We start from the raw sequence: 19,849 nt of genomic DNA, 5'->3' as shown, positions 1-19,849 counted from the left end.
TCTGTGAGTATTTACCCGGTGTTCACACGCTGCTGTGCTCTGCGTCCTAGCTGGTGTCAGGGGCATCTGCTCTACTAGGAGGCATGACTACACTGACTGAATCCTCAGCAGCCGGCATCGAAGACCGGCGAGAAGCACAACAGAAACTCATGATCGCCCTGGACGTGGACGGCACCCTCGTGGACCACGACGGCCATATGTCCGCTCCGGTCCGCGACGCCGCACAGGCTGTGGTGGCGGCCGGGCACGAGGTTATGATCGCCACCGGACGTTCACTCAACGCCACGCTGCCCATCATCGAACAGATCGGCCTGGACCGCGGTTACACCGTCTGCTGCAACGGCGGCGTGACGCTGCGCCTGGATCCCGGACTGCCCAACGGCTACGACATCATCCACAAGGCCACCTTCGATCCCGGCCCGGCGCTCCGCGCCCTCCGCAAGCGCCTGCCGGCAGCCAAGTACGCGCTGGAGGATGAGGACGGGAACTTCCTCTCCACCGAACGCTTCCAGGATGCGAGCTTCGGCGTCGAGGCCATCGGCGTGGACTTCCAGACGATGCTTGAGGCCACGGCCGTGCGCGTCGTCGTCTTCAGCGCGGAGAACACGCCGGAGGAGTTCAACGAGGCCATCGAGCATATCGGCCTTGCCGGTGTGACTTATTCCGTCGGCTGGACCGCGTGGCTGGACATCGCGGCGGCCGGGGTCACCAAGGCCAGTGCACTGGAGAGCCTCCGCAGCCGCCTTGGCGTTGATCCGGCCGCCACGGTTGCCATCGGGGACGGCCGCAACGACATCGAGATGCTCGCCTGGGCGGGCCGCGGGGTGGCCATGGGGCAGGCCCCGGAGGAAGTGGTCGCCGCCGCGGACGAGGTCACCAAGTCGGTTTACGACGACGGCGCCGCCCACGTGCTGCGCGGCCTCCTCTAGCGGGCGGCCGCACGGCATGGGCCGGGGCTAGCGTACGTCGAGAATCAGCGCGAGCAGCCTGGCCGCCGCAGGCCGGGCTGAGTGCTCCTCATTCCACTGCGACCTCGCCACGGCCTTGCTGACAGCCTGGGAGGTGATGCCGAGTTCGGCGGCCACGGCCTTTTGCTGGCCGCGCACTCCGGGGGTCATCAGGTCAAGCACGCGCCACTCGGCCTCGCTCCTGTCCCGGACTATGTGGCCCAGCAGGCGCAGCACAGACTCCGACTCGGCTGCCACGTCCGCCAGGGGACCCTCCACGGCCACCGGGATGCGCTCTTTGCTGTTGCGGAGGCGGTCCACCGCCCGGCGGGCGTAGATGAGGCCATGCCCGCTGGCGTCCTTGATCTGGTTCGGCAGCGGCTCATTGACCGGACCTACCCCGATCCCCACGTACCAGCTTCCGCAGCGGAGCGCGATCAGGGCGGCATCCACCGCCTGGTGCGGGCAATCCACGATCCCTTGCACCTCGTCCTCAACGGAGCGGTCGAAGTCCAGTCGCGCCGGGATATGCCGTAGGTCCTTGAGGAGATGCGGGACCCGGTCGCCGTCGCGCCGGCTGTCTGTTTGATTGATAGTCAGCGTGAACATGGTGGAAATCAGACTACCGGGTGCCCGTGGCGAGGCAAGCCGGGAGCCTACGCGACGTTACGGATCTCACGGCCGGTGAACAACAGGAGAATACGACGGCGGCCGGTGCGGTTCGTTGTGAACTGCACCGGCCGCCCCACCGCCGCCCTAACCTCGCTGCGCTCGGCCAGGGAACCCTGGCGGCGTGGGCCCAGTCGAAGCCATGCGCCGGGCTGTGTCAGTGCGCTGCGGGCACGTAACGCTTGATTGATGCCTCAAGTTCGGCTTCGGCAGCAGCGCGGTCGGCCCAGCCTTCGGCCTTGACCCACTTGCCCGGCTCCAGGTCCTTGTAGCGGGTGAAGAAGTGCTCGATTTCCTTGATCAGGAATTCGTTGACGTCGCTGACTTCCTGGATGTGGTCGAACCGCGGGTCGGCCGGGACGCAGAGGACCTTGGCGTCTCCGCCGCCGTCGTCGGTCATGTTGAAGACGCCGATGGGGCGGGCTTCGACGATCACGCCCGGGACCAGGTCGAAGTCCTGCAGGAGCACCAGTGCGTCCAGCGGGTCACCGTCTTCGCCGAGGGTGTTCTCGAAAAAGCCGTAGTGGGTGGGGTACTGCATGGAAGTGAAGAGGACACGGTCCAGGCGGACTCGGCCGGTCTCATGGTCGACTTCGTACTTGACGCGCGATCCCTTGGGGATCTCGATGGTCACGTCATGCTTCATGGAATGCTCCTCGACGATTGCTTGGTGTTCGCGGCACACGCGATGATCAACCAAAAATGGACTGTCGGTGCCGCCGACTACTATTGAGGATATAGCGAGAGGCCCAGGTTTCAGGAACTAATGGGGTAATTTCAGGACTTTGAGGACCAGCAGCATGAGCGGCACCAGGGGCACGGCGAGCGGCCGCGGCAGGCTTTCCACTGTGGTCCGCAGCTGGCCAACCCTCCTGATCACAGTGCTCCTACTCGCCCTGGCCCTGCCCGCCGGGATGCTCATTGCCCCCGCGCTCACCGGTCCGGGCCGGTCCACGGCCGAACCCGCCCGGACCCCGGCCTGGCAGCTGGTCCCGGAACGCCTGTCCGTCCCGCAGGGCATCGATCCGCTCAGCAGTGCCGCGCCGGTGCCGGTTCCCGCCAATGTTGCGGCCCGGCTGGACCCCGTGCTCAAGACCGACGGCGGGGGCTCCTTCACGGCCGTTGTCCAGGATGCCCTCACCGGCAAGGTCCTCTATGACCGGGAAGGCGCCGCCAACAGAATCCCGGCCTCCAACATGAAGCTCCTCACGGCCGTGGCCGCGCTGCGGGGGATCGGCCCCGAGGAACGGTTCAGCACCAAGGTGGTCGCCGGCGCAGTTGTCGCAACGCCTGGAGCAGCTACGGCGGCCGCCACGAGGTCAGTCGTGCTGGTGGGTGGCGGCGACGTGCTGCTCGGCGCCGGCGACTCCGCCGAGTCCAAGGTCCTCGGCCATGCCGGGCTCGCCACGCTGGCCAAACAGACTGTGGAGTCACTGCGGAAAGGCGGTTTCAAGGGGCAGGTCCAGGTGCTGGTGGATGACTCCCTTTTCACCGGTCCGGCGCTGAACCCGGCCTGGAACCCGGCTGACGTTGCGGCCGGGGAGACGGCCCCGCTGTTCCCGCTGGCCCTGAACTCGGCGCGGTTTGACCCCGCAGACACCACGGCTCCGCGGCCCCAGGACTCCGCCATCGCCTCGGGGGAGGCGTTCGCCGCCGGCCTTGAAGCGGCAGGTACCGCCGCCGGCATCCAGGTGGCACCCGCCGTCGTACGTCTTGACGGAAAGCCGGCGGCGGACGCCAAAGTCCTCGCCGAGGTGCAGTCCGCCACCGTCAGCCAGCAGGTGGACCTGATGCTTCAGACCTCGGACAACTACCTCGCGGAAACCCTTGGCCGCCTGACAGCTGTGGCGGGCGGCCAGCCGGGAACGAACGAGTCGGCCAAGGCTGCCGTCCTTGAGCAGCTCTCCGGGCTGGGAATTCCCACGGATGGCATGGTCGCCGCGGATGTCTCCGGGCTGGCCCTGGCCAACCAGGTTTCCGCCCGCCAGTTCTCGGAGGTGGTTCGCGCCATCACCAACGGCAAGGACACCCGGCTCAGGGCTGCCCTGGCGGGGTTCCCCGTGGCGGGGCTGACGGGCACGCTCGGCGACAGATACATCGACGAATCCACGGCCGAGGGCGCCGGCCTGGTGCGGGCCAAAACAGGAACCCTGAACACGGTCATTGCGCTGAGCGGGTATGTGGTGGACGCCGACGGCAGGCTCCTGGTGTTCTCCTTCATCGGCAACGGCCTGACGCCGGGAGCCGAGGGCAACAAGCCTGCCCTGGACGCAGCGGCCACGGCGCTGGCCGGCTGCGGCTGCGGCTAGGGCTGTCGCCGGCTTCGCGTGCGGTGCCCTGCAGGTTCGCCGGTCAGCGAACTTAAGGCGCGCTGCAGGGCACGTATGTTCTGATGGAGCGTATGGAGTCCACTGCAAGCCAGTCATCCGCACCTGAGCAGACCCTCATCAACTGGGACCTTGCCGCGTCCGCCGCAGCACGGCTGGCTCCCCCCGGTCCGTCGCTGACTGCCGCCGAGATCGGCGACGCCGTCTCCCAGCTGCGGGAGCTGGCAGATGCCTCCGTTCCGTACGTCCATCAGATCACCGGGCTGGAGGCTGCACGGGATCTCCGTGACTCCTCCGTCCTCGTTGTGGACCGTGCCTCGTGGGCGAAGGCCAACACGCAGAGCTTCGCGGTGATGCTGAAGCCCGCCATCGAAAAGATGCTGGAGAACCGCCGCGGCACCATCAGCCCCGGAGCCGCGACGGTCAGCGGTGCCATCACCGGCAGCCAGCTCGGCGCCGTGCTCGCGTTCCTCTCCAGCAAGGTCCTGGGCCAGTATGACCCCTTTGCCGCGCTCGCCGAAGGATCGCAGGCGCCGTCGGGCGGGCGCCTGCTGCTCGTGGCGCCCAACATCATCGCCGTGGAGCGCGAGCTGAATGTGACCCCCACGGATTTCCGGCTCTGGGTATGCCTGCACGAGCAGACGCACCGGGTGCAGTTCGCTGCGGCACCGTGGCTCCGGCACCACATGCTGAATGAGATCGACAACCTCAGCGGGCACCTGCTGGGCAACGTGGACTCCCTCATGGAACGCGCCTCGGCGGCAGCACGCTCGCTCAAGGACCGTGCCGCCTCCGGTTCCACCCCGGGCCGCGGCGCCATCCTCGATCTCCTGCAGGATCCCGAGGAGAAGGCCTCGCTGTCCCACCTCACGGCGGTCATGAGCCTGCTCGAAGGCCACGCCAATGTGGTGATGGATGCCGTGGACGCCAGCATCGTCCCCTCTGTGAAGACCATCCGGCAGCGGTTCAACGCCCGCGGCAAGGACAGGGGTGTCATCGAGAAGTTCATCCGCAGCATGCTGGGCCTGGACGCCAAGATGAAGCAGTACAGCGACGGCGCCAAGTTTGTCCGCGCCGTGGTGGACGTGGCCGGGATGGACGGGTTCAACCGCGTCTGGGAGGCGCCGGCGAACCTGCCCACCGAAGAGGAAATCCACAACGCCAGGATCTGGCTCGACAGGATGGGTTTCTAGGTTTTTCGTGCAGCACCTCCCCAACACTGCAGCCGGCTCTGTGACCGGCGGTGCCGTTCCCGGCGGACCTCTTCCCAGCGGATCTCTTCCCAGTGGAAGGCGGCGGCCGGGCCGGCTGGCGCCGGTGCTCGGCACGGCACGGAAAATGCTGCAGGATGCGCTGGCCGAAGCCGGCTATCCCGAACGCGTCCTGGTGGCCTGCAGCGGCGGCCCCGACTCCCTGGCCCTGGCAGCGGTGGCCGCCTACTTTGCGCGCCGCGGCCATGTGGACGGCCGGCCGGTGACCGTGGGCGCCGTGATAGTAGACCATCAGCTGCAGCCCGGCTCCGCCGATGTTGCGGCGAAAACCGCTGGGACCCTCCGGGACCTGGGCCTGGACCCGGTGCAGATACGGACCGTCAATGTCGCCTCCACCGGTTTCGGGCCGGAGGCAGCAGCCCGCGATGCCCGCCATGCCGCACTTGAGGCGGCGGCAGGGGAGTGGGACGCCGGCGCCATCCTCCTGGGGCACACACTCGATGACCAGGCCGAGCAGGTGCTGCTGGGCCTGGCCCGCGGCTCGGGCACGCGGTCCCTGGCGGGGATGCGCCCTGCCAGGGGAAAGCTGCTCCGGCCGTTCCTTGGCCTGCGCCGGGCGGACACCCTGGAGATTTGCCGTGCAGAGGAGCTTGAGCCCTGGCACGATCCCAGCAACGGCGACCCCTCCTTCGCACGTTCGCGGACCAGGGTGGAGGTCATGCCGGTGCTGGAGGAAAAGCTCGGCCCGGGTGTTGCCGAGTCCCTTGCGCGCACCGCCGCCATCCTGCAGTTGGATGCCGACTATCTGGAGGACGTGGCCAACAGCACTTACAAGTCACTCGCTGAGCACGACGGCCCGGACATCAGCCTCCCGGAGGCTGCCCTGGCTGACCTGGCCCCGGCCATCAGGTTCCGGGTGATCGCAAAGGCCGCCGCCGGCGTCGGCGGTCAACAGCCCAGCTACCAGCGCCTTCTGGCGGCGGAAGCACTGCTGCGGCGGAAAGGCTCTGCCGGTCCGGTGGAACTGCCTGGCGGGGTCAGCGTATACCGCCTCTCGCTTGCCGAGCTGCAGGACCGGGAGCGTGCCCGCGGGCTGGGCGGGGCAGAAGGCGTTCCCCGCGAGGCCGCCCGCTGTGGGAAGCTTGTATTCCGGCTTCACAAACCGTCCCGCAAATAGTCGCACCCGCATCTACACAGGAGCAATTGGTGGATTCATCCGACGTCCAGGCAGACCTCAAGCACGTTCTCTACACCAAGGAACAGATCCAGCAGCGCATCACCGAGCTCGCGGCCCAGATCGACAAGGACTACGAAGGGCGCGACCTGCTCATCGTCGGTGTGCTGAAGGGCGCTGTCATGGTTATGGCCGACCTCGCGCGGGCACTCCACAGCCACGTCTCCATGGACTGGATGGCTGTCTCCTCCTACGGCTCCGGCACGCAGTCCTCCGGCGTGGTGCGGATCCTCAAGGACCTCGACACGGACCTGATGGGCAAGGACGTGCTCATCGTCGAGGACATCATCGACTCCGGCCTCACCCTGTCCTGGCTGAAGACCAACCTCGAATCCCGCGGCACCGCCTCGGTGGAAATCTGCACCGCGTTCCGCAAGCCGACCGCCGCCAAGGTGGAGATCGACGTCAAATACGTCGGCTATGACATCCCGAACGAGTTCGTGGTGGGCTACGGCCTGGACTACGCCGAGAAGTACCGCAACCTGGACTTCGTGGGCACCCTGGCCCCGCACGTCTACGAGTAAACGCCTCCGCCGAAGCTGGCCCGCATTTTTGCGCCGCTTTCGCCGGCCGCGCCGCGGTCGAACCTGACAACACGGGTTCGACGGCGGCGCGCGCTGGTTAAGAGGGGCCGAAAGTGTCCGTTCGCGCTCCCACCAGCCACTACGCCCTGAGGGAACTTTTGTATTACACCGTGCGTGAATTAGTCCTGACGGTGTATAGCTAGAAACGACGCAGCACCACACGCGCGCAGTCCTCGCGCCGTGCAGCACTACCAGGAGGGACGGGGCCAGCCCCCGAACAGATGAAAGCTAAGAGTTTCTTCAAGGGCCCGGGCATTTGGATCATTGTTGTGGTCGGCATGCTTCTGCTGGCCTTTGCAACATTGGCTCCGGGCGGCTCGACGCGCATCGACACACAGCCGGGCCTCGAGCTCCTCGCCGAGAGCGGCAAGGTGGAACAGGCCAAGATTTTCGACGGCGAAAACCGCGTCGACCTGGTGCTGAAAGACAACCTCGTCATCGACGGCCAGGACAAGGGCAAGAACGTCCAGTTCTTCTTCGTCAATGACCGCGGCCCGGACGTCGTAAAGGCCGTGACTGCTGCGAACCCCTCCAAGGGCTACACGGACCAGCCGGTGGAGAGCAACTGGCTCTCGGGACTCTTCTCGCTGCTGGTGCCTGTGCTGCTGCTGGGTGTCCTGTTCTGGTTCCTGCTCTCCCGCATGCAGGGCGGCGGCTCCAAGGTGATGCAGTTCGGCAAGTCCAAGGCCAAGATGGTCAGCAAGGACATGCCGCAGGTGACGTTCGCTGACGTTGCCGGTGCTGATGAGGCCGTCGAGGAGCTCCAGGAAATCAAGGAGTTCCTCGCAGAGCCTGCCAAGTTCCAGGCCGTGGGTGCCAAGATCCCCAAGGGCGTGCTGCTGTACGGCCCTCCGGGTACCGGCAAGACCCTGCTGGCCCGCGCCGTCGCAGGCGAGGCGGGCGTGCCGTTCTTCTCCATCTCGGGCTCGGACTTCGTCGAAATGTTTGTCGGCGTCGGCGCCTCCCGCGTACGTGACCTGTTCGAGCAGGCCAAGTCCAACGCGCCCGCCATCATTTTCGTCGACGAAATCGACGCCGTCGGCCGCCACCGCGGTGCCGGCATCGGCGGCGGCAACGACGAACGCGAGCAGACCCTCAACCAGCTGCTCGTCGAAATGGACGGGTTCGATGTCAAGACCAACGTCATCCTGATCGCCGCCACCAACCGGCCCGACGTCCTGGACCCGGCACTGCTCCGCCCCGGCCGCTTCGACCGCCAGGTCTCCGTGGAAGCCCCTGACCTCGTGGGCCGCGACCAGATCCTCCAGGTCCACGCCAAGGGCAAGCCGATCGCCCAGGGCGTCGACCTCAAGGCCGTCGCCAAGAAGACCCCCGGCTACACGGGTGCAGACCTGGCCAACGTGCTCAACGAGGCCGCGCTGCTGACCGCCCGCTCCAACGCCAACCTCATTGATGACCGCGCACTGGACGAAGCCATCGACCGCGTCATGGCCGGGCCGCAGAAGCGCAGCCGCGTCATGAAGGAGCACGAACGCAAGATCACCGCGTACCACGAAGGCGGTCACGCCCTCGTCGCCGCCGCGCTGCGGAACTCCGCGCCGGTCACCAAGATCACCATCCTGCCCCGCGGCCGCGCCCTGGGCTACACCATGGTGGTCCCGGAAAACGACAAGTACTCCGTCACCCGCAACGAGCTGCTGGACCAGATGGCCTACGCCATGGGCGGCCGCGTGGCCGAGGAAATCGTCTTCCATGACCCGTCCACCGGCGCCTCGAACGACATCGAAAAGGCCACCGCCACGGCCCGCCAGATGGTCACCCAGTACGGCATGAGTGAGCGCGTGGGCGCTGTGCGCCTTGGCCAGGGCGGCGGTGAGCCGTTCCTCGGCCGCGACGCCAGCCACGAACGGAACTACTCCGACCAGATCGCCTACATCGTGGATGAGGAGGTCCGCCGCCTCATCGACCAGGCCCACGACGAGGCCTACGCCATCCTCACCGAAAACCGGGACGTCCTGGACCGCCTGGCCCTGGAACTTCTGGAACGCGAAACCCTGAACCAGGCCGAAATCGCCGACGTCTTCCGGGACATCCGCAAGCGCGACTTCCGCGAGATCTGGCTGTCCAAGGAAACCCGGCCCGTCCAGATGGCCGGCCCGGTGGAGTCGCGGCAGGAGCGTGCGGAACGCGAAGCCCAGGAAGAAGCCAAGGAAGCCCGCCTCGAGGAACCGCTGGACGCGATTCCGCCGCACCCCCAGGGTGTTCCGGAGGACGCCTCCTTCCAGGGCGGAGTAACGGAAGCGGGACCAGACGGCCACCACGGCTAAGCTCTTTGGTGTGACTCACTTCGACGACGACGACCTCACCGCCCCCGCCGACCATTCGGCGGTGGACGGAGCGGGCCACCACCACAAGGTGGACAAGCCCCGGATTGAAGCAGCTGTACGGGAAATCCTGCTGGCCATAGGCGAGGACCCCGACCGCGGCGGCCTGCAGGACACACCCAAGCGCGTGGCCAAAGCCTACGCCGAGGTGTTTGCCGGCCTGCACCAGAATCCGGGCAGCGTGCTCGGCACCACCTTCGACCTCGACCACGAGGAACTGGTGCTGGTGAAGGACATCCCCTTCTACTCCACCTGCGAGCACCATCTGGTGCCCTTCCACGGCGTCGCGCACGTGGGGTACATCCCCTCGCACGACGGCAGGGTGACGGGCCTGAGCAAGCTGGCCCGCCTGGTGGACATCTACGCCCGCCGCCCGCAGGTGCAGGAGCGCCTGACCACGCAGATCGTTGAAGCGCTGGTCACATTCCTCAAGCCGCGCGGAGCCATCGTGGTGGTGGAATGCGAACACATGTGCATGTCCATGCGCGGCATCCGCAAGCCCGGAGCCAAAACCGTCACAAGCGCGGTTCGCGGGCAACTTCATGACCCGGCCACCCGTGCCGAAGCCATGAGCCTCATACTCGGAAGGTAAAAAACAGACTATGGATTCCCTAGCTGCAGCACCTGGAACCGGCCCCGCAACCTCACCCCTGCCCATCCTGCGCAAACCGCGGCCGGCAGCCAAGTTCGACGACCTGCCCACAGACCGCACGCTCGTAATGGGCATCCTCAACGTCACCCCCGATTCGTTCAGCGACGGCGGCAAACACGCGACGGCGGACACCGCCATCGCCGCCGGCCTCCGGATGTTCTACGCCGGGGCCGACATCATCGACGTCGGCGGTGAATCCACCCGCCCCGGCGCCGATGAAGTCAGCCCGGAGGAAGAGCAGCGCCGGGTGGTGCCTGTCATCGAAGCCCTCGTGAAGGCCGGCGCGCTGGTCAGCATCGACACCACCCACGTCTCCACCGCGGAGGCCGCGCTGAACGCCGGCGCCGCCATCATCAACGACATCTCCGGCCTCACCATCGAACCCGGCATGGCCGAGCTCGTGGCGAAGTCCAAGGTGCCCTACGTCCTGACGCACCGCCGCGGCGATGCCAAGACAATGACCTCCCTGACTGATTACGAGGACGTCGCTAACGACGTCGTCTCCGAACTGAACGGCGTCCGCGACAAGCTGTATGCGGCCGGCGTCCTGCCCGAGCAGATCATTGTGGACCCGGGCATCGGGTTCTCGAAGACGGACGTGCAGAACTGGGAGCTGCTGCGGAACCTGGACCGGCTCGATGCCATGGGCCACAAAGTGCTTGTGGGCGCGTCCCGCAAGCGCTTCCTGGGTACGCTCCTGACGGTCGCCGGCAAGGCTGCGCTCCCTGAAGAGCGCGACGCCGCCACGGCCGCCATCACCGCCATCAGCGCCGCCCGCGGCGCCTGGGCTGTGCGAGTGCACGACGTCGGACCCAGCCTTGACGCCGTCAAGGTGGCCGCCCGCATGGCGGCCCCGGACCACGGCCGCTGACCAGGAAGGCCTAGCAGAACAGCCATGGACAGGATCTCGCTGACCGGTGTCACCGCCACCGGCTACCACGGGGTGTTCGATTTTGAGCGCCGCGAAGGGCAGCCGTTTGTGGTGGACGCAGTGCTGCACCTGGATTTCAGCCAGGCCGCGGAGTCGGACGACGTCCGCGACACCGCCCACTACGGTGAGGTGGCCGGTCGGATCACGGAATGGATCACCGGCGAGCCCCTGAACCTGATCGAGGGACTGGCTGTGCGGATGGCCGAGGGCCTGCTCAAGGAATTCAGGATCCAGGCCGTGGAGATCACGGTGCACAAGCCGAAGGCGCCCATCGAGGTGCCCTTCGGCGACGTCGCTGTCAGCGTCTACCGGGAGCGGACGTGAATCCGGCACCCGCACTGGATGAGAAGCCGGTGCACGAGCAGCAGGTGGATGAGAAGCCGGCACCGGCCAAGACCGGCTACACGCGCGCGGTGCTGGCACTGGGCAGCAACCTCGGGGCACGGAACGAGACGCTGTCCGAGGCTGTGGCGGACCTTGTGGACCGCCCGGAGGTGCGGCTCCTGGCCGTCTCGCCGATAGTGCAGACCAAGGCCGTCGGCGGCCCCGCCGGGCAGCCGGACTTCCTCAACATGGTGATTTCGGTCGAGACATCGCTGGAACCGCTCGAGCTTCTCAAACACTGCCAGTCGGTGGAGAACAAGCACCACCGTGTGCGCGAGGTCCACTGGGGTCCGCGCACGCTTGACGTCGACGTCATTGTCTACGGGGACCTCGAGAGTTCCGATCCGGTGCTCACCCTGCCCCACCCGTTTGCGGCAGTGCGGGCCTTCGTGCTCTACCCCTGGGCCCAGATGGACCCCTCCGCGACCCTGAACGGGCAGCCGGTGGGGGAGCTGGCCGCCAGGGCCGCCGACTTCCCGGACCTGAAACCGTTCGACGGTTTCGGGGAATTCGACGGCGTTCCCGACGGCGGGGCGGTGGAACAGCCGTGAAGCCCGTGAGTCCGCTGGTGCTCGCAGTCGTGGGCATTGCCCTGGCCGTCGCCGGCTGGTCCGCTGCCGTCCTGACCGTCCGGTACGGGATGGCCACGCCGGTCCTGCCGGCCACAGCGCTGGTCACCATGGGCGTGATTGTGGCCCTGACCCTGGTGCTGGGCATCCGGGTGCTACGCTGGCGGAACGGCAAGAAGAAGAAAATGCTGAACCCCATCCTGGCGGCGTGGACGCTGGTCCTCGCCCAGGCCTGCGCCTACACCGGCGCGATGCTCCTGGGCTGGCACGCCGGGATCTTCCTGGACCAGCTCCGGTTTTGGAGCATCCGCAGCGGGCTGGACGTCACCTGGCTCGCCCTCGGAATGGCCGGCGGCGGGCTGGTCATGATCGTGGTGGGGCTCGTCGTCGAACGCTTCTGCAAGATCCCGCCGGAGGACGGCGAGACTGACGCCAGCGAAGGCCTGCCGGGCCACGGCCGGGGCAAGGCCAAGGGAGAAGGCGAGTATGCCTACCGCGGCGATTGATCCTCCCGGGATCACCTGGCTGCGCGTGTCCCCGAAATACGTCACGGTCCGGCTTGTGGAGTGGGCCCTCGGCAACCTGCTCATGGTGGCCGTGCTCAGCCTTCCGCTGGTGTTCGTCCGGCTCGGCTGGTGGCGGTGGCCGCCGCTGTGGCTCGCCATCGGGGTTCCCGCTTTCATGCTGCTGCTGGCCCTGTGGCGCCTGGTCCTGATCCCGCGGCAGGTGCGCGCCATCGGCTACGCCGAGCGCGACGACGACCTCCTCATCCGCGGCGGCATCTTCTTCCAGCGCGTCATGGTGGTGCCGTACGGCCGCATGCAGTACGTGGACATCAGCGCGGGCCCGGTGGAACGCGGGCTGGGGCTCTGCACCCTGAAGCTGCACACCGCGTCCGCCGGAACCAATGCCGGCATTCCCGGACTTCCCGCCGAGGAAGGCGCCCGGCTCAGGGAACAGCTCTCGGCGCGCGGCGAAGCCAGGCTGGCCGGGCTGTGAGCGCCGGCGGCCTCGCTTCCGGAAAGCCCGACGGCGAGTGGCTGCGTGTGCACCCGGCGACACCTTTCGTGCGTGGCTGGGTTGCGCTGGCGGCCATCGGCTACTTCTTTGGGCGTGACAGCTTTGAACGGATGCTCCAGGGCCAGCCGCTGATCGATGACCGCATCGCCGGGCGCGCACCGTGGCTCCTGGGCGGCGGTGCGCTGATGCTGGTGCTGGCGGTCCTGGGCTTCATCCTCTCCTGGTACTTCACCCGGTACCAGGTGGCGGAGGGCTACGTCCGGGTCAACACGGGCTTCCTGTTCAAGCAGCAGCGGCAGGCGCGGCTGGACCGCGTCCAGGCCATCGACATCGTCCAGCCGCTGCTTGCCAGGATCTTCGGCCTCGCGGAACTCAAGTTCGAAGTTGCCGACGCCGGCGAATCCGCCGTCCGGCTGGCCTACCTGCGCATCGGCGACGCCCGCCAGCTGCGTGCCACCATCCTCGCCCGCGCGTCGGGAATCCGGCTGGACCCGGCACACCCCGAGGTGCCTGCCCCCGAGGCGCCCGAGCAGCAGGTGCTGCAGGTCCCGCCGTCGCGCCTGGTCGGTTCGCTCCTGCTCAGCGAGCAGAGCGTCTTTGTGGTTCTGGGTGCCGGGGCATCCGTGATGTTGTCCGCGCTCACCGAGAACAGGGCCTTTTTCCTGTACCTCATTCCGGCGGCCCTCGGCCTCATTGCCGCGTACTGGACCTCGTTCACCAGGGGCTACAACTTCACGGCGGCAATCTCCCCGGACGGCATCCGGCTCCGCTACGGGCTGCTCGACACCCAGGCGCAGACCCTGCCGCCGGGCCGGATCCAGGCGCTGAAGGTGGCCCAGCCGCCGCTGTGGCGCCTCTTCGGCTGGTACCGGATGCAGGTCAACGCCGCCGGATACGGGGCCGGAGCGGACAACGGCGAGGGCGGGTCACGCACCACGCTGCTGCCGGTGGGAAAGATGGTCGACGTCCTGAACATGCTGGCCCTCGTGCTGCCCGATCCGGGGACGACCGATCCGCTGCGCGTATTCCACCAGGGCGTGAACGGGCTGGATTCCGACGCCGGATTCGTCACCACGCCGCGCCGGGCGCGGCTGCTGGCGCCGCTGGGCTGGCGGCGCAACGCCTTCGCGGCAACGGACACCGCATTGCTCATGCGGTCGGGCCGCTGGTGGCGGCAGCTTGTGGTGGTGCCGCACCAGCGGACGCAGTCGATTGCGCTGCAGCAGGGACCCCTCGCGCGCCGGTTCGGCCTGGCTGACCTCGTGCTGCATACCACCGCGGGGCCGGTGGCGCCACGCGTTATCCAGGCGGACATCCGGGAGGCGCAGGCCCTCTTCGACGCCCAGGCCGCCCGGGCCCGTGCCGCCCGCCGCCGCCAGACGAGTGAACAGTGGCTGGCCCAGGTCGCTCCGGCCGGGCTGGCTGAGCCGGCGCCGCTGGTTGAGCCTATCGAAACCCGGGATCTCGACAAGCTCGATCAACGACCCACCCCAGCACCCGAACAGGAAGGCCAGCAACGTGGCTAAGCCAGGACGCCTCGGCGTCGGAATAATCGGTGCCGGGAAGGTGGGCGCCGTTCTCGGTGCGGCGCTCCGCGCGGCCGAGCACGCCGTCGTCGGGGTTTCCGCCGTGTCCGACGCGAGCCGGGAGCGGGCAGAAACCCTGCTGCCCGGCGTTCCCGTCCTGGAGATCCAGGACATCGTGGAACGCGCGGAGCTGGTGCTGCTGGCCGTTCCGGACGATGCCCTCGGCGGGCTCGTGGAGGGCCTTGCCAAGCTCCGGGCGTGGCAGCCCGGGCAGCTCGTGGCACACACGTCGGGCCGCTTCGGGGTCGGCGTGCTGCATCCGGTCCGTGCGGCCGGTGCCGTGCCGCTGGCGCTGCACCCCGCCATGACCTTCACCGGCATGAGCCTGGACCTGACCCGGCTGCTGGACTGCACGTTCGGGGTCACGGCGGACGCCGCCATGCTCCCCATCGCCCAGGCACTCGTCGTCGAAATGGGCGCCGAACCGGTGGTCATCGCCGAGGGCGACCGCATCATCTACCACGCGGCACTTGCCCACGGTTCGAACCACCTGGTCACGCTGGTGGCGCAGGCCTCGCAGCTGCTCGCCGAGGTGGGCGTGGAGGCGCCGGACCGCATGCTCGGGCCGCTGCTGCGGGCCACGCTGGAGAACGCGCTCGCCTCCGGCGAGACGGCGCTGACCGGCCCGGTGGCGCGGGGGGACGCCGGCACGGTGGAGGCGCATGCCCGCGCGCTGCGCGAGCACGACGGCGGGACCGGCGGCGACATCCTCGCGGCGTACCTGGCCATGGCGCGGGCCACCGCCAGACGTGCCGAAGCGCGGGGCCTGCTGAAGCCGGATCAGGCGGACAATATTCGTACCGCACTTGAGGGCACGGATGACGATGGCACAGACGACGATGGCCCCGGCCGCCGATGAAAACGGCCGCAGGGCCCAAGGGAGGACACTGACATGGCAATCCGACTCGTAACCACGGCCGACTCCCTCCGGGCACAAAGCCGTTTGCTGCTGACGCAGAAGAACGGCTCGTCCCTGGGGCTCGTTCCCACCATGGGCGCCCTGCATGCGGGCCACGGGCAGCTGGCGCGTGCCGCCGTCCAACAGAACGACGTCGTGGTGGCCTCCATCTTTGTGAACCCGCTGCAGTTTGGCGAGGCGCAGGACCTGGACCGGTACCCGCGGACCCTCGAAGCGGACATGGCGCTGCTGGAGGAACAGGGCGTCGACCTGGTCTTTGCGCCGGGCGTGGAGGAGATGTACCCGGGCGGACAGCCGATGGTGCGGATCACCTCCGGTCCGCTGGGGGAGAAGTGGGAGGGTGCGTCACGTCCCGGCCACTTCGACGGCGCACTGACCGTGGTGGCCAAGCTGCTGCACCTGGGCATCCCCGGCACTGGGCTTCCCGGCGGCAACGCCTTCGTTGCCGGTTCCGGCGGCGGACTCCCGGCGTACCGCGCCTATTTCGGGCAGAAGGATGCGCAGCAGCTCGCCCTGGTGCGCCGGATGGTGGCGGACCTGAACTTTCCCGTGGAGATCGTGGCCGTGCCAACCGCCCGCGCCGCCGACGGCCTGGCGCTGTCCAGCCGGAACCGCTTCCTCTCGGATGAGGAGCGGGAGGCCGCTCTGGTCCTGTCCCGCGCGCTGCGCCTCATCGAGGAGCGGGCGAACGCCAATGAGCCGCTTGATGTCGACTCGGCGAGGGCCCTGATCGAGTCCCAGCCGCTGGTCCAGCTCGATTACCTCGACGTCGTGGATCCCGTCACGCTGGAGCCGCTCGCCGAGAACTGCCGCGAGACGCCCTTCCGCGGTGAAGGGCTGGCGCTGGTTGCCGCGAAGGTGGGCGCCGTGCGGCTGATCGACAACGTGCCGCTCAGTTCCTGACCAGTGGTGACCTGCGTCGCAGGTGGCTCAAACCCCCTGTGCGGGGAATGTGTCCGGCCACTACACTGTTGGAGTCTGCAGCGGCGCTGACCGCCAGCCACCACTCCAACTCCCTGAGGGCCTCGCCATGTCTACCAAAGTCACGTCCAATTCGTCTGGCGAACCTGCCCAGTCTGGCGAACCCGCCCAGGAGCCGGCCGCTCCCGCTGCATCCCCAGCCGCAGCACCTGTAACCCAGGCGGCTGCGCCGCCGTCGGACAGGATGTCCCGCGAGTCCGTGACGGTGATCGTCACGCTGCTGGTGGCCACCTTCGTGGTGATCCTGAACGAAACCATCATGAACGTTGCCCTGCAGCGGCTGATGGTGGACCTGCGCGTGGATGCCCCCACCGTCCAGTGGCTCTCCACCGGGTTCATGCTGACCATGGCCGTGGTGATTCCGATCACCGGCTTCATCCTCCAGCGGCTGTCCACCCGGTCCGTCTTCCTCCTCGCGATGGGCCTGTTCGCCGGCGGCACGGCGCTCGCCGCCGCGGCGCCGGGCTTTGAAATCCTCCTGCTGGCGCGGATCGTCCAGGCGGGCGGCACCGCCATCATGCTTCCGCTGCTGATGACCACCATTCTCACACTGGTGCCGCTGGCCCGGCGCGGCGCCGTGATGGGCAACGTCAGCATCGCCATATCTGTTGCACCGGCCATGGGACCCACGGTTTCCGGTTTCATCCTGCAGCACTTCTCCTGGCGCTTCATGTTCATCTTTGTCCTGCCCATTGCCCTCGCGGCACTGGCAATCGGTGCCAAGTACCTGACCAACGTCGGCGAGACCGAAAAGTCCAGGTTCGACTTCCTCTCCGTGGTGCTGACCGTCCCCGCCTTCGGCGGCCTCGTCTACGGCCTCAGCCAGATCGGCGGCGGCCACGGCGGCGGCAGCGGCCCGAGCACGCTGGCCGTGGTGGCGCTGGTTGTTGGCGTGGCCGGCCTGGCCGCGTTCACGTTCCGGCAGCTCCGGCTGCAGAAGTCCGAGTCCCCGCTGCTGGACCTGCGGGCCTTCAACTTCCGGATGTTCACGGTGTCCGTGCTGCTGATGGTGGTGTCCATGGTGGCCCTGTTCGGTGCCGTAATTCTGCTGCCGCTGTACCTCCAGGAGATCCGCGGCCTGCAGTCGCTTGAGACCGGCCTGGCCCTGCTGCCCGGCGGCCTGGCCATGGGCCTGCTCGGCCCGGTGATCGGACGCCTGTTCGACAAGGTCGGTCCTCTGCCGCTGACGGTCACCGGATCCTTGCTCATGGTTCTGACGCTCTGGCAGTTCGCAATGCTCGACGCCGGCACTCCGGTCTGGTGGATCGTCACCCTGCACGTGGGGCTCAGCTTTGGGCTCGCGCTGCTCTTCACCCCGGCCTTCACCACCGGCCTGAACCCGCTGCCGCCGCACCTGTACTCGCACGGCTCGGCCATCATGAGCACCCTGCAGCAGGTGGCCGGCGCGGCGGGAACGGCACTGCTCGTGTCCATCTTCGCCTTCGTTTCCGCGGGCTCCGGCCTCGTTGCGGGCATGAATGCCGCATTCCTGACGGCAACCGTGATAGCCGTTGCCGCCGTCGTACTCTCCACCATGATGCGGAAGACGGCAGGCGCCGAAGGCACACCCGCCGCCCACTAACCCCTGCCCACTGTGGTTTTTTTTGGGGGGGGGGGTTAGCCGGCGAAGAACTCGCTGAGCTCGGTGATGAGCTTGTCCGGCGCGCGGTTGACGCCGTCGTGCCCGAAGCCCGGCAGGATGGTGTAGCTGGAGCCGGAGAGGACGTCGTGGATCTGGCCGCACGCGACGCCGAAGTAGGCCGGGCTCTTCTCGCCCACGATGATGAGTGTCTCCAGCGGCAGCGCCAGGAACGGTTCGGCTGGCATGTCCGCGGCGATGATCGCCTTGATCTCCCGGACGCCGGTGCGCATCATTTCGCGCATCTGCTTGCCCACAGTCGTTCCCGCCGTGAGCTTGTTGGCGAGGGTCATCATGGACAGCGGCATGCGTGAGGAGAAGGCGCTCTCGGCCTCGAGCCCGCGGAGCAGGACCGCGAGGGCGCGGTCGTCGTCTCCGGCCGCCGTCGCCCGTTCATATTCGGTGGTCCAGTCGGCCGTGACGCTGTGGTTGACGGAGACAGCGGGATCGTAGACGGCCAGCCGTTCCACCGGGAGGGTCCGCGCCGCGTGGAGGGCAACGGCGCCGCCGAAGCTGTGGCCGAAGACGTCGGTGCTGGACGTGTGCTTCATGACGGTGTCGAGGTCGCGGATGTCGACGTCCAGGGTGTAGTCCCCGGCCTGTTCGGAGGAGGCGCCCCGGCCGCGGCGGTTGAACGTGTGCACCGGCCGGCCAAGGGAAGCGCTGAGCTTCTGCGCGAAGCGGGTGTAGTCCGCTGCCGTCACCATGGAGGCCGTAACCACAACCACGCCGGAGCCGGCCGTGGCCAACTCAGCGCCCGTGCTGAACAGCTCGAGCTTGCCGCCGTCGGGTGTGCTGATGATCTCGCGAGTCATGGTCCGAGCCTATCGGAGGCAGGCCTGTGCTGACAGCCAGCGGCTACCGGCGCCGGCCTTTCCTGCTCAGCGGCCGGATGGTTCCGTCGGTGCCGTTCAGGAAGCGCGCGATCCGGACGGCCAGGCGCTTGCCAGGCCGGATCGGCCCCTCGTGCAGCTGGCCCGGAACCACCGCGAAGTCGATCGCCGGCACGGCCGCCGCCAACTGCCGGCCGGTGTCGGCAAAGTATCCCGGACTCCAGCCGCCGCTGAGCATCAGCGTGGGGGTGGCCACCTCCTCGAAATCCGCGAGCTCGGCGTCGGCGTCGAGCACCGCCCGCATCTCCTTAACCGCCGTCGGCAGCAACTCCCGCATTTCCGCGCCGACGTTGGTCCGGGCCGACATGATGCTCAGCATCCGCAGCGCGCCGAGGGGCAGGTACGACAACGGCCCGGCCGTGGCCAGCCCCTGCACCAGATGCGCCCAGGCATGGTTGAGCTGCCCATCCGTCACGGCCTGCTCCAGTTCGGGCCGCCAGCGGTGGTTCAGGTTGCCGGAAAGGGACACCGCGGCGTCGTAGGTGACGAGCCGGCGCAGCGGCATGCCGCGCGCCGCCTGGAGCGCCACGAAGCCGCCGAAGCTGTGCGCCACGACGTCCTCCGACCCCGTCGCCTTCATCACGGCGGCCAGGTCCCGGATCTCGGTCTGCACTGAATAGTCGTCCGGCTGGGGGGCGGAACGGCCGCGGCCGCGGCGGTTGTAGCAGTGCACCGGCCGGCTCAGCAGGAGGCTCAGTTTGCGGGCGAACGGCCGGTACAGCGCGTCGGTCACCAGTGTTCCGTGGATAACGACGACGCCGGGTGCCGTCACCGGCGCCGGATCACCTTCCGCGGCGGTGCTGCCACCGTTGGCGGGGGTGAGTGCGGCGGGCCTGAAGGAGTGCACCTCAAGCCTGCTGCCGTCGTCGTCCGCCTCAACTGTCCACGTCTCCACAGCCCGAGTCTATGCCCCGCCCCCTCCAGGAGTTTTTGTCCGGATATCGCGCCCAAAGGGCGC

20 protein-coding genes are annotated in these 19,849 nt (G+C 68.0%); 16 read left to right on the top strand and 4 right to left on the bottom strand.

Annotation, left to right across the window (positions count from 1 at the left end):
• The first annotated feature begins 83 nt into the window (after positions 1-83).
• Positions 84-929 carry an HAD family hydrolase gene (locus AC5RWD_RS16695; protein ID WP_494021080.1) on the top strand — a complete coding sequence of 282 codons (846 nt, stop codon included), beginning with the start codon at positions 84-86 and terminating at the stop codon, positions 927-929.
• 27 nt (positions 930-956) lie between these two features.
• Here AC5RWD_RS16695 and AC5RWD_RS16690 read toward each other — a convergent pair whose 3' ends face one another.
• On the bottom strand, positions 957-1,556 hold the full coding sequence (locus tag AC5RWD_RS16690; protein WP_306926627.1) for a hypothetical protein: 600 nt from the start codon (positions 1,554-1,556) through the stop codon (positions 957-959).
• 217 nt (positions 1,557-1,773) lie between these two features.
• Positions 1,774-2,262 (bottom strand): inorganic diphosphatase, encoded by a 489-nt coding sequence (locus AC5RWD_RS16685; protein WP_494021079.1) that lies wholly within the window; start codon positions 2,260-2,262, stop codon positions 1,774-1,776.
• 154 nt (positions 2,263-2,416) lie between these two features.
• Between AC5RWD_RS16685 and dacB the strand changes: the two genes are divergently transcribed.
• From dacB to AC5RWD_RS16610, 15 genes are all read left to right on the top strand, one after another.
• The gene (gene dacB / locus AC5RWD_RS16680) at positions 2,417-3,925 is read left to right on the top strand and encodes a D-alanyl-D-alanine carboxypeptidase/D-alanyl-D-alanine endopeptidase (protein WP_494021078.1); all 1,509 of its coding nucleotides are present in this window, start codon (positions 2,417-2,419) and stop codon (positions 3,923-3,925) included.
• Between the two features lie 92 nt (positions 3,926-4,017).
• Positions 4,018-5,136 (top strand): zinc-dependent metalloprotease, encoded by a 1,119-nt coding sequence (locus AC5RWD_RS16675; RefSeq protein ID WP_494021077.1) that lies wholly within the window; start codon positions 4,018-4,020, stop codon positions 5,134-5,136.
• A 145-nt stretch (positions 5,137-5,281) separates the two neighbouring features.
• Positions 5,282-6,331, top strand: coding sequence for a tRNA lysidine(34) synthetase TilS (tilS, locus tag AC5RWD_RS16670; RefSeq protein WP_494021112.1), 1,050 nt, complete (start codon positions 5,282-5,284; stop codon positions 6,329-6,331).
• 29 nt (positions 6,332-6,360) lie between these two features.
• A complete protein-coding gene (gene hpt, locus AC5RWD_RS16665) occupies positions 6,361-6,912 on the top strand; it encodes a hypoxanthine phosphoribosyltransferase (RefSeq protein WP_111903204.1) in 552 nt (183 codons plus the stop codon).
• A gap of 281 nt (positions 6,913-7,193) precedes the next feature.
• Entirely contained in the window at positions 7,194-9,260 is a 2,067-nt protein-coding gene (gene ftsH / locus AC5RWD_RS16660; RefSeq protein WP_494021076.1) for an ATP-dependent zinc metalloprotease FtsH, read from the top strand.
• Between the two features lie 10 nt (positions 9,261-9,270).
• The gene (folE, locus tag AC5RWD_RS16655; RefSeq protein ID WP_494021075.1) at positions 9,271-9,909 is read left to right on the top strand and encodes a GTP cyclohydrolase I FolE; all 639 of its coding nucleotides are present in this window, start codon (positions 9,271-9,273) and stop codon (positions 9,907-9,909) included.
• A 10-nt stretch (positions 9,910-9,919) separates the two neighbouring features.
• On the top strand, positions 9,920-10,840 hold the full coding sequence (folP, locus tag AC5RWD_RS16650; protein WP_494021074.1) for a dihydropteroate synthase: 921 nt from the start codon (positions 9,920-9,922) through the stop codon (positions 10,838-10,840).
• Between the two features lie 24 nt (positions 10,841-10,864).
• Positions 10,865-11,224 carry a dihydroneopterin aldolase gene (gene folB / locus AC5RWD_RS16645; protein ID WP_494021073.1) on the top strand — a complete coding sequence of 120 codons (360 nt, stop codon included), beginning with the start codon at positions 10,865-10,867 and terminating at the stop codon, positions 11,222-11,224.
• A gap of 44 nt (positions 11,225-11,268) precedes the next feature.
• The gene (gene folK, locus AC5RWD_RS16640; RefSeq protein WP_494021111.1) at positions 11,269-11,835 is read left to right on the top strand and encodes a 2-amino-4-hydroxy-6-hydroxymethyldihydropteridine diphosphokinase; all 567 of its coding nucleotides are present in this window, start codon (positions 11,269-11,271) and stop codon (positions 11,833-11,835) included.
• Positions 11,832-12,359: a DUF3180 domain-containing protein gene (locus AC5RWD_RS16635; protein WP_494021072.1), complete on the top strand. Its 528-nt coding sequence runs from the start codon at positions 11,832-11,834 to the stop codon at positions 12,357-12,359. Before folK ends, AC5RWD_RS16635 begins: the two co-directional genes overlap by 4 nt.
• On the top strand, positions 12,340-12,852 hold the full coding sequence (locus AC5RWD_RS16630) for a PH domain-containing protein (protein WP_494021071.1): 513 nt from the start codon (positions 12,340-12,342) through the stop codon (positions 12,850-12,852). Before AC5RWD_RS16635 ends, AC5RWD_RS16630 begins: the two co-directional genes overlap by 20 nt.
• A complete protein-coding gene (locus tag AC5RWD_RS16625; protein ID WP_494021070.1) occupies positions 12,849-14,399 on the top strand; it encodes a PH domain-containing protein in 1,551 nt (516 codons plus the stop codon). Before AC5RWD_RS16630 ends, AC5RWD_RS16625 begins: the two co-directional genes overlap by 4 nt.
• Positions 14,392-15,318 carry a Rossmann-like and DUF2520 domain-containing protein gene (locus tag AC5RWD_RS16620; RefSeq protein WP_494021069.1) on the top strand — a complete coding sequence of 309 codons (927 nt, stop codon included), beginning with the start codon at positions 14,392-14,394 and terminating at the stop codon, positions 15,316-15,318. The genes AC5RWD_RS16625 and AC5RWD_RS16620 overlap by 8 nt, the downstream gene beginning before the upstream one ends.
• Before the next feature lie 33 nt (positions 15,319-15,351).
• Complete coding sequence (locus AC5RWD_RS16615) at positions 15,352-16,281, top strand: 4-phosphopantoate--beta-alanine ligase (RefSeq protein ID WP_494021068.1); 930 nt, start codon at positions 15,352-15,354, stop codon at positions 16,279-16,281.
• Positions 16,282-16,408: 127 nt separating this feature from the next.
• Positions 16,409-17,941, top strand: a complete 1,533-nt coding sequence (locus AC5RWD_RS16610) for an MDR family MFS transporter (RefSeq protein ID WP_494021067.1) — start codon at positions 16,409-16,411, stop codon at positions 17,939-17,941.
• Between the two features lie 35 nt (positions 17,942-17,976).
• On the opposite strand, the gene AC5RWD_RS16605 is transcribed toward AC5RWD_RS16610, so the two are convergent.
• A complete protein-coding gene (locus AC5RWD_RS16605) occupies positions 17,977-18,813 on the bottom strand; it encodes an alpha/beta fold hydrolase (RefSeq protein ID WP_494021066.1) in 837 nt (278 codons plus the stop codon).
• Between the two features lie 43 nt (positions 18,814-18,856).
• Positions 18,857-19,786: an alpha/beta fold hydrolase gene (locus AC5RWD_RS16600; protein ID WP_494021065.1), complete on the bottom strand. Its 930-nt coding sequence runs from the start codon at positions 19,784-19,786 to the stop codon at positions 18,857-18,859.
• Between the last annotated feature and the right edge of the window lie 63 nt (positions 19,787-19,849).

The organism is Arthrobacter sp. CMU6, from assembly GCF_059090205.1.
This window is presented reverse-complemented; position numbering and strand designations above follow the sequence as displayed.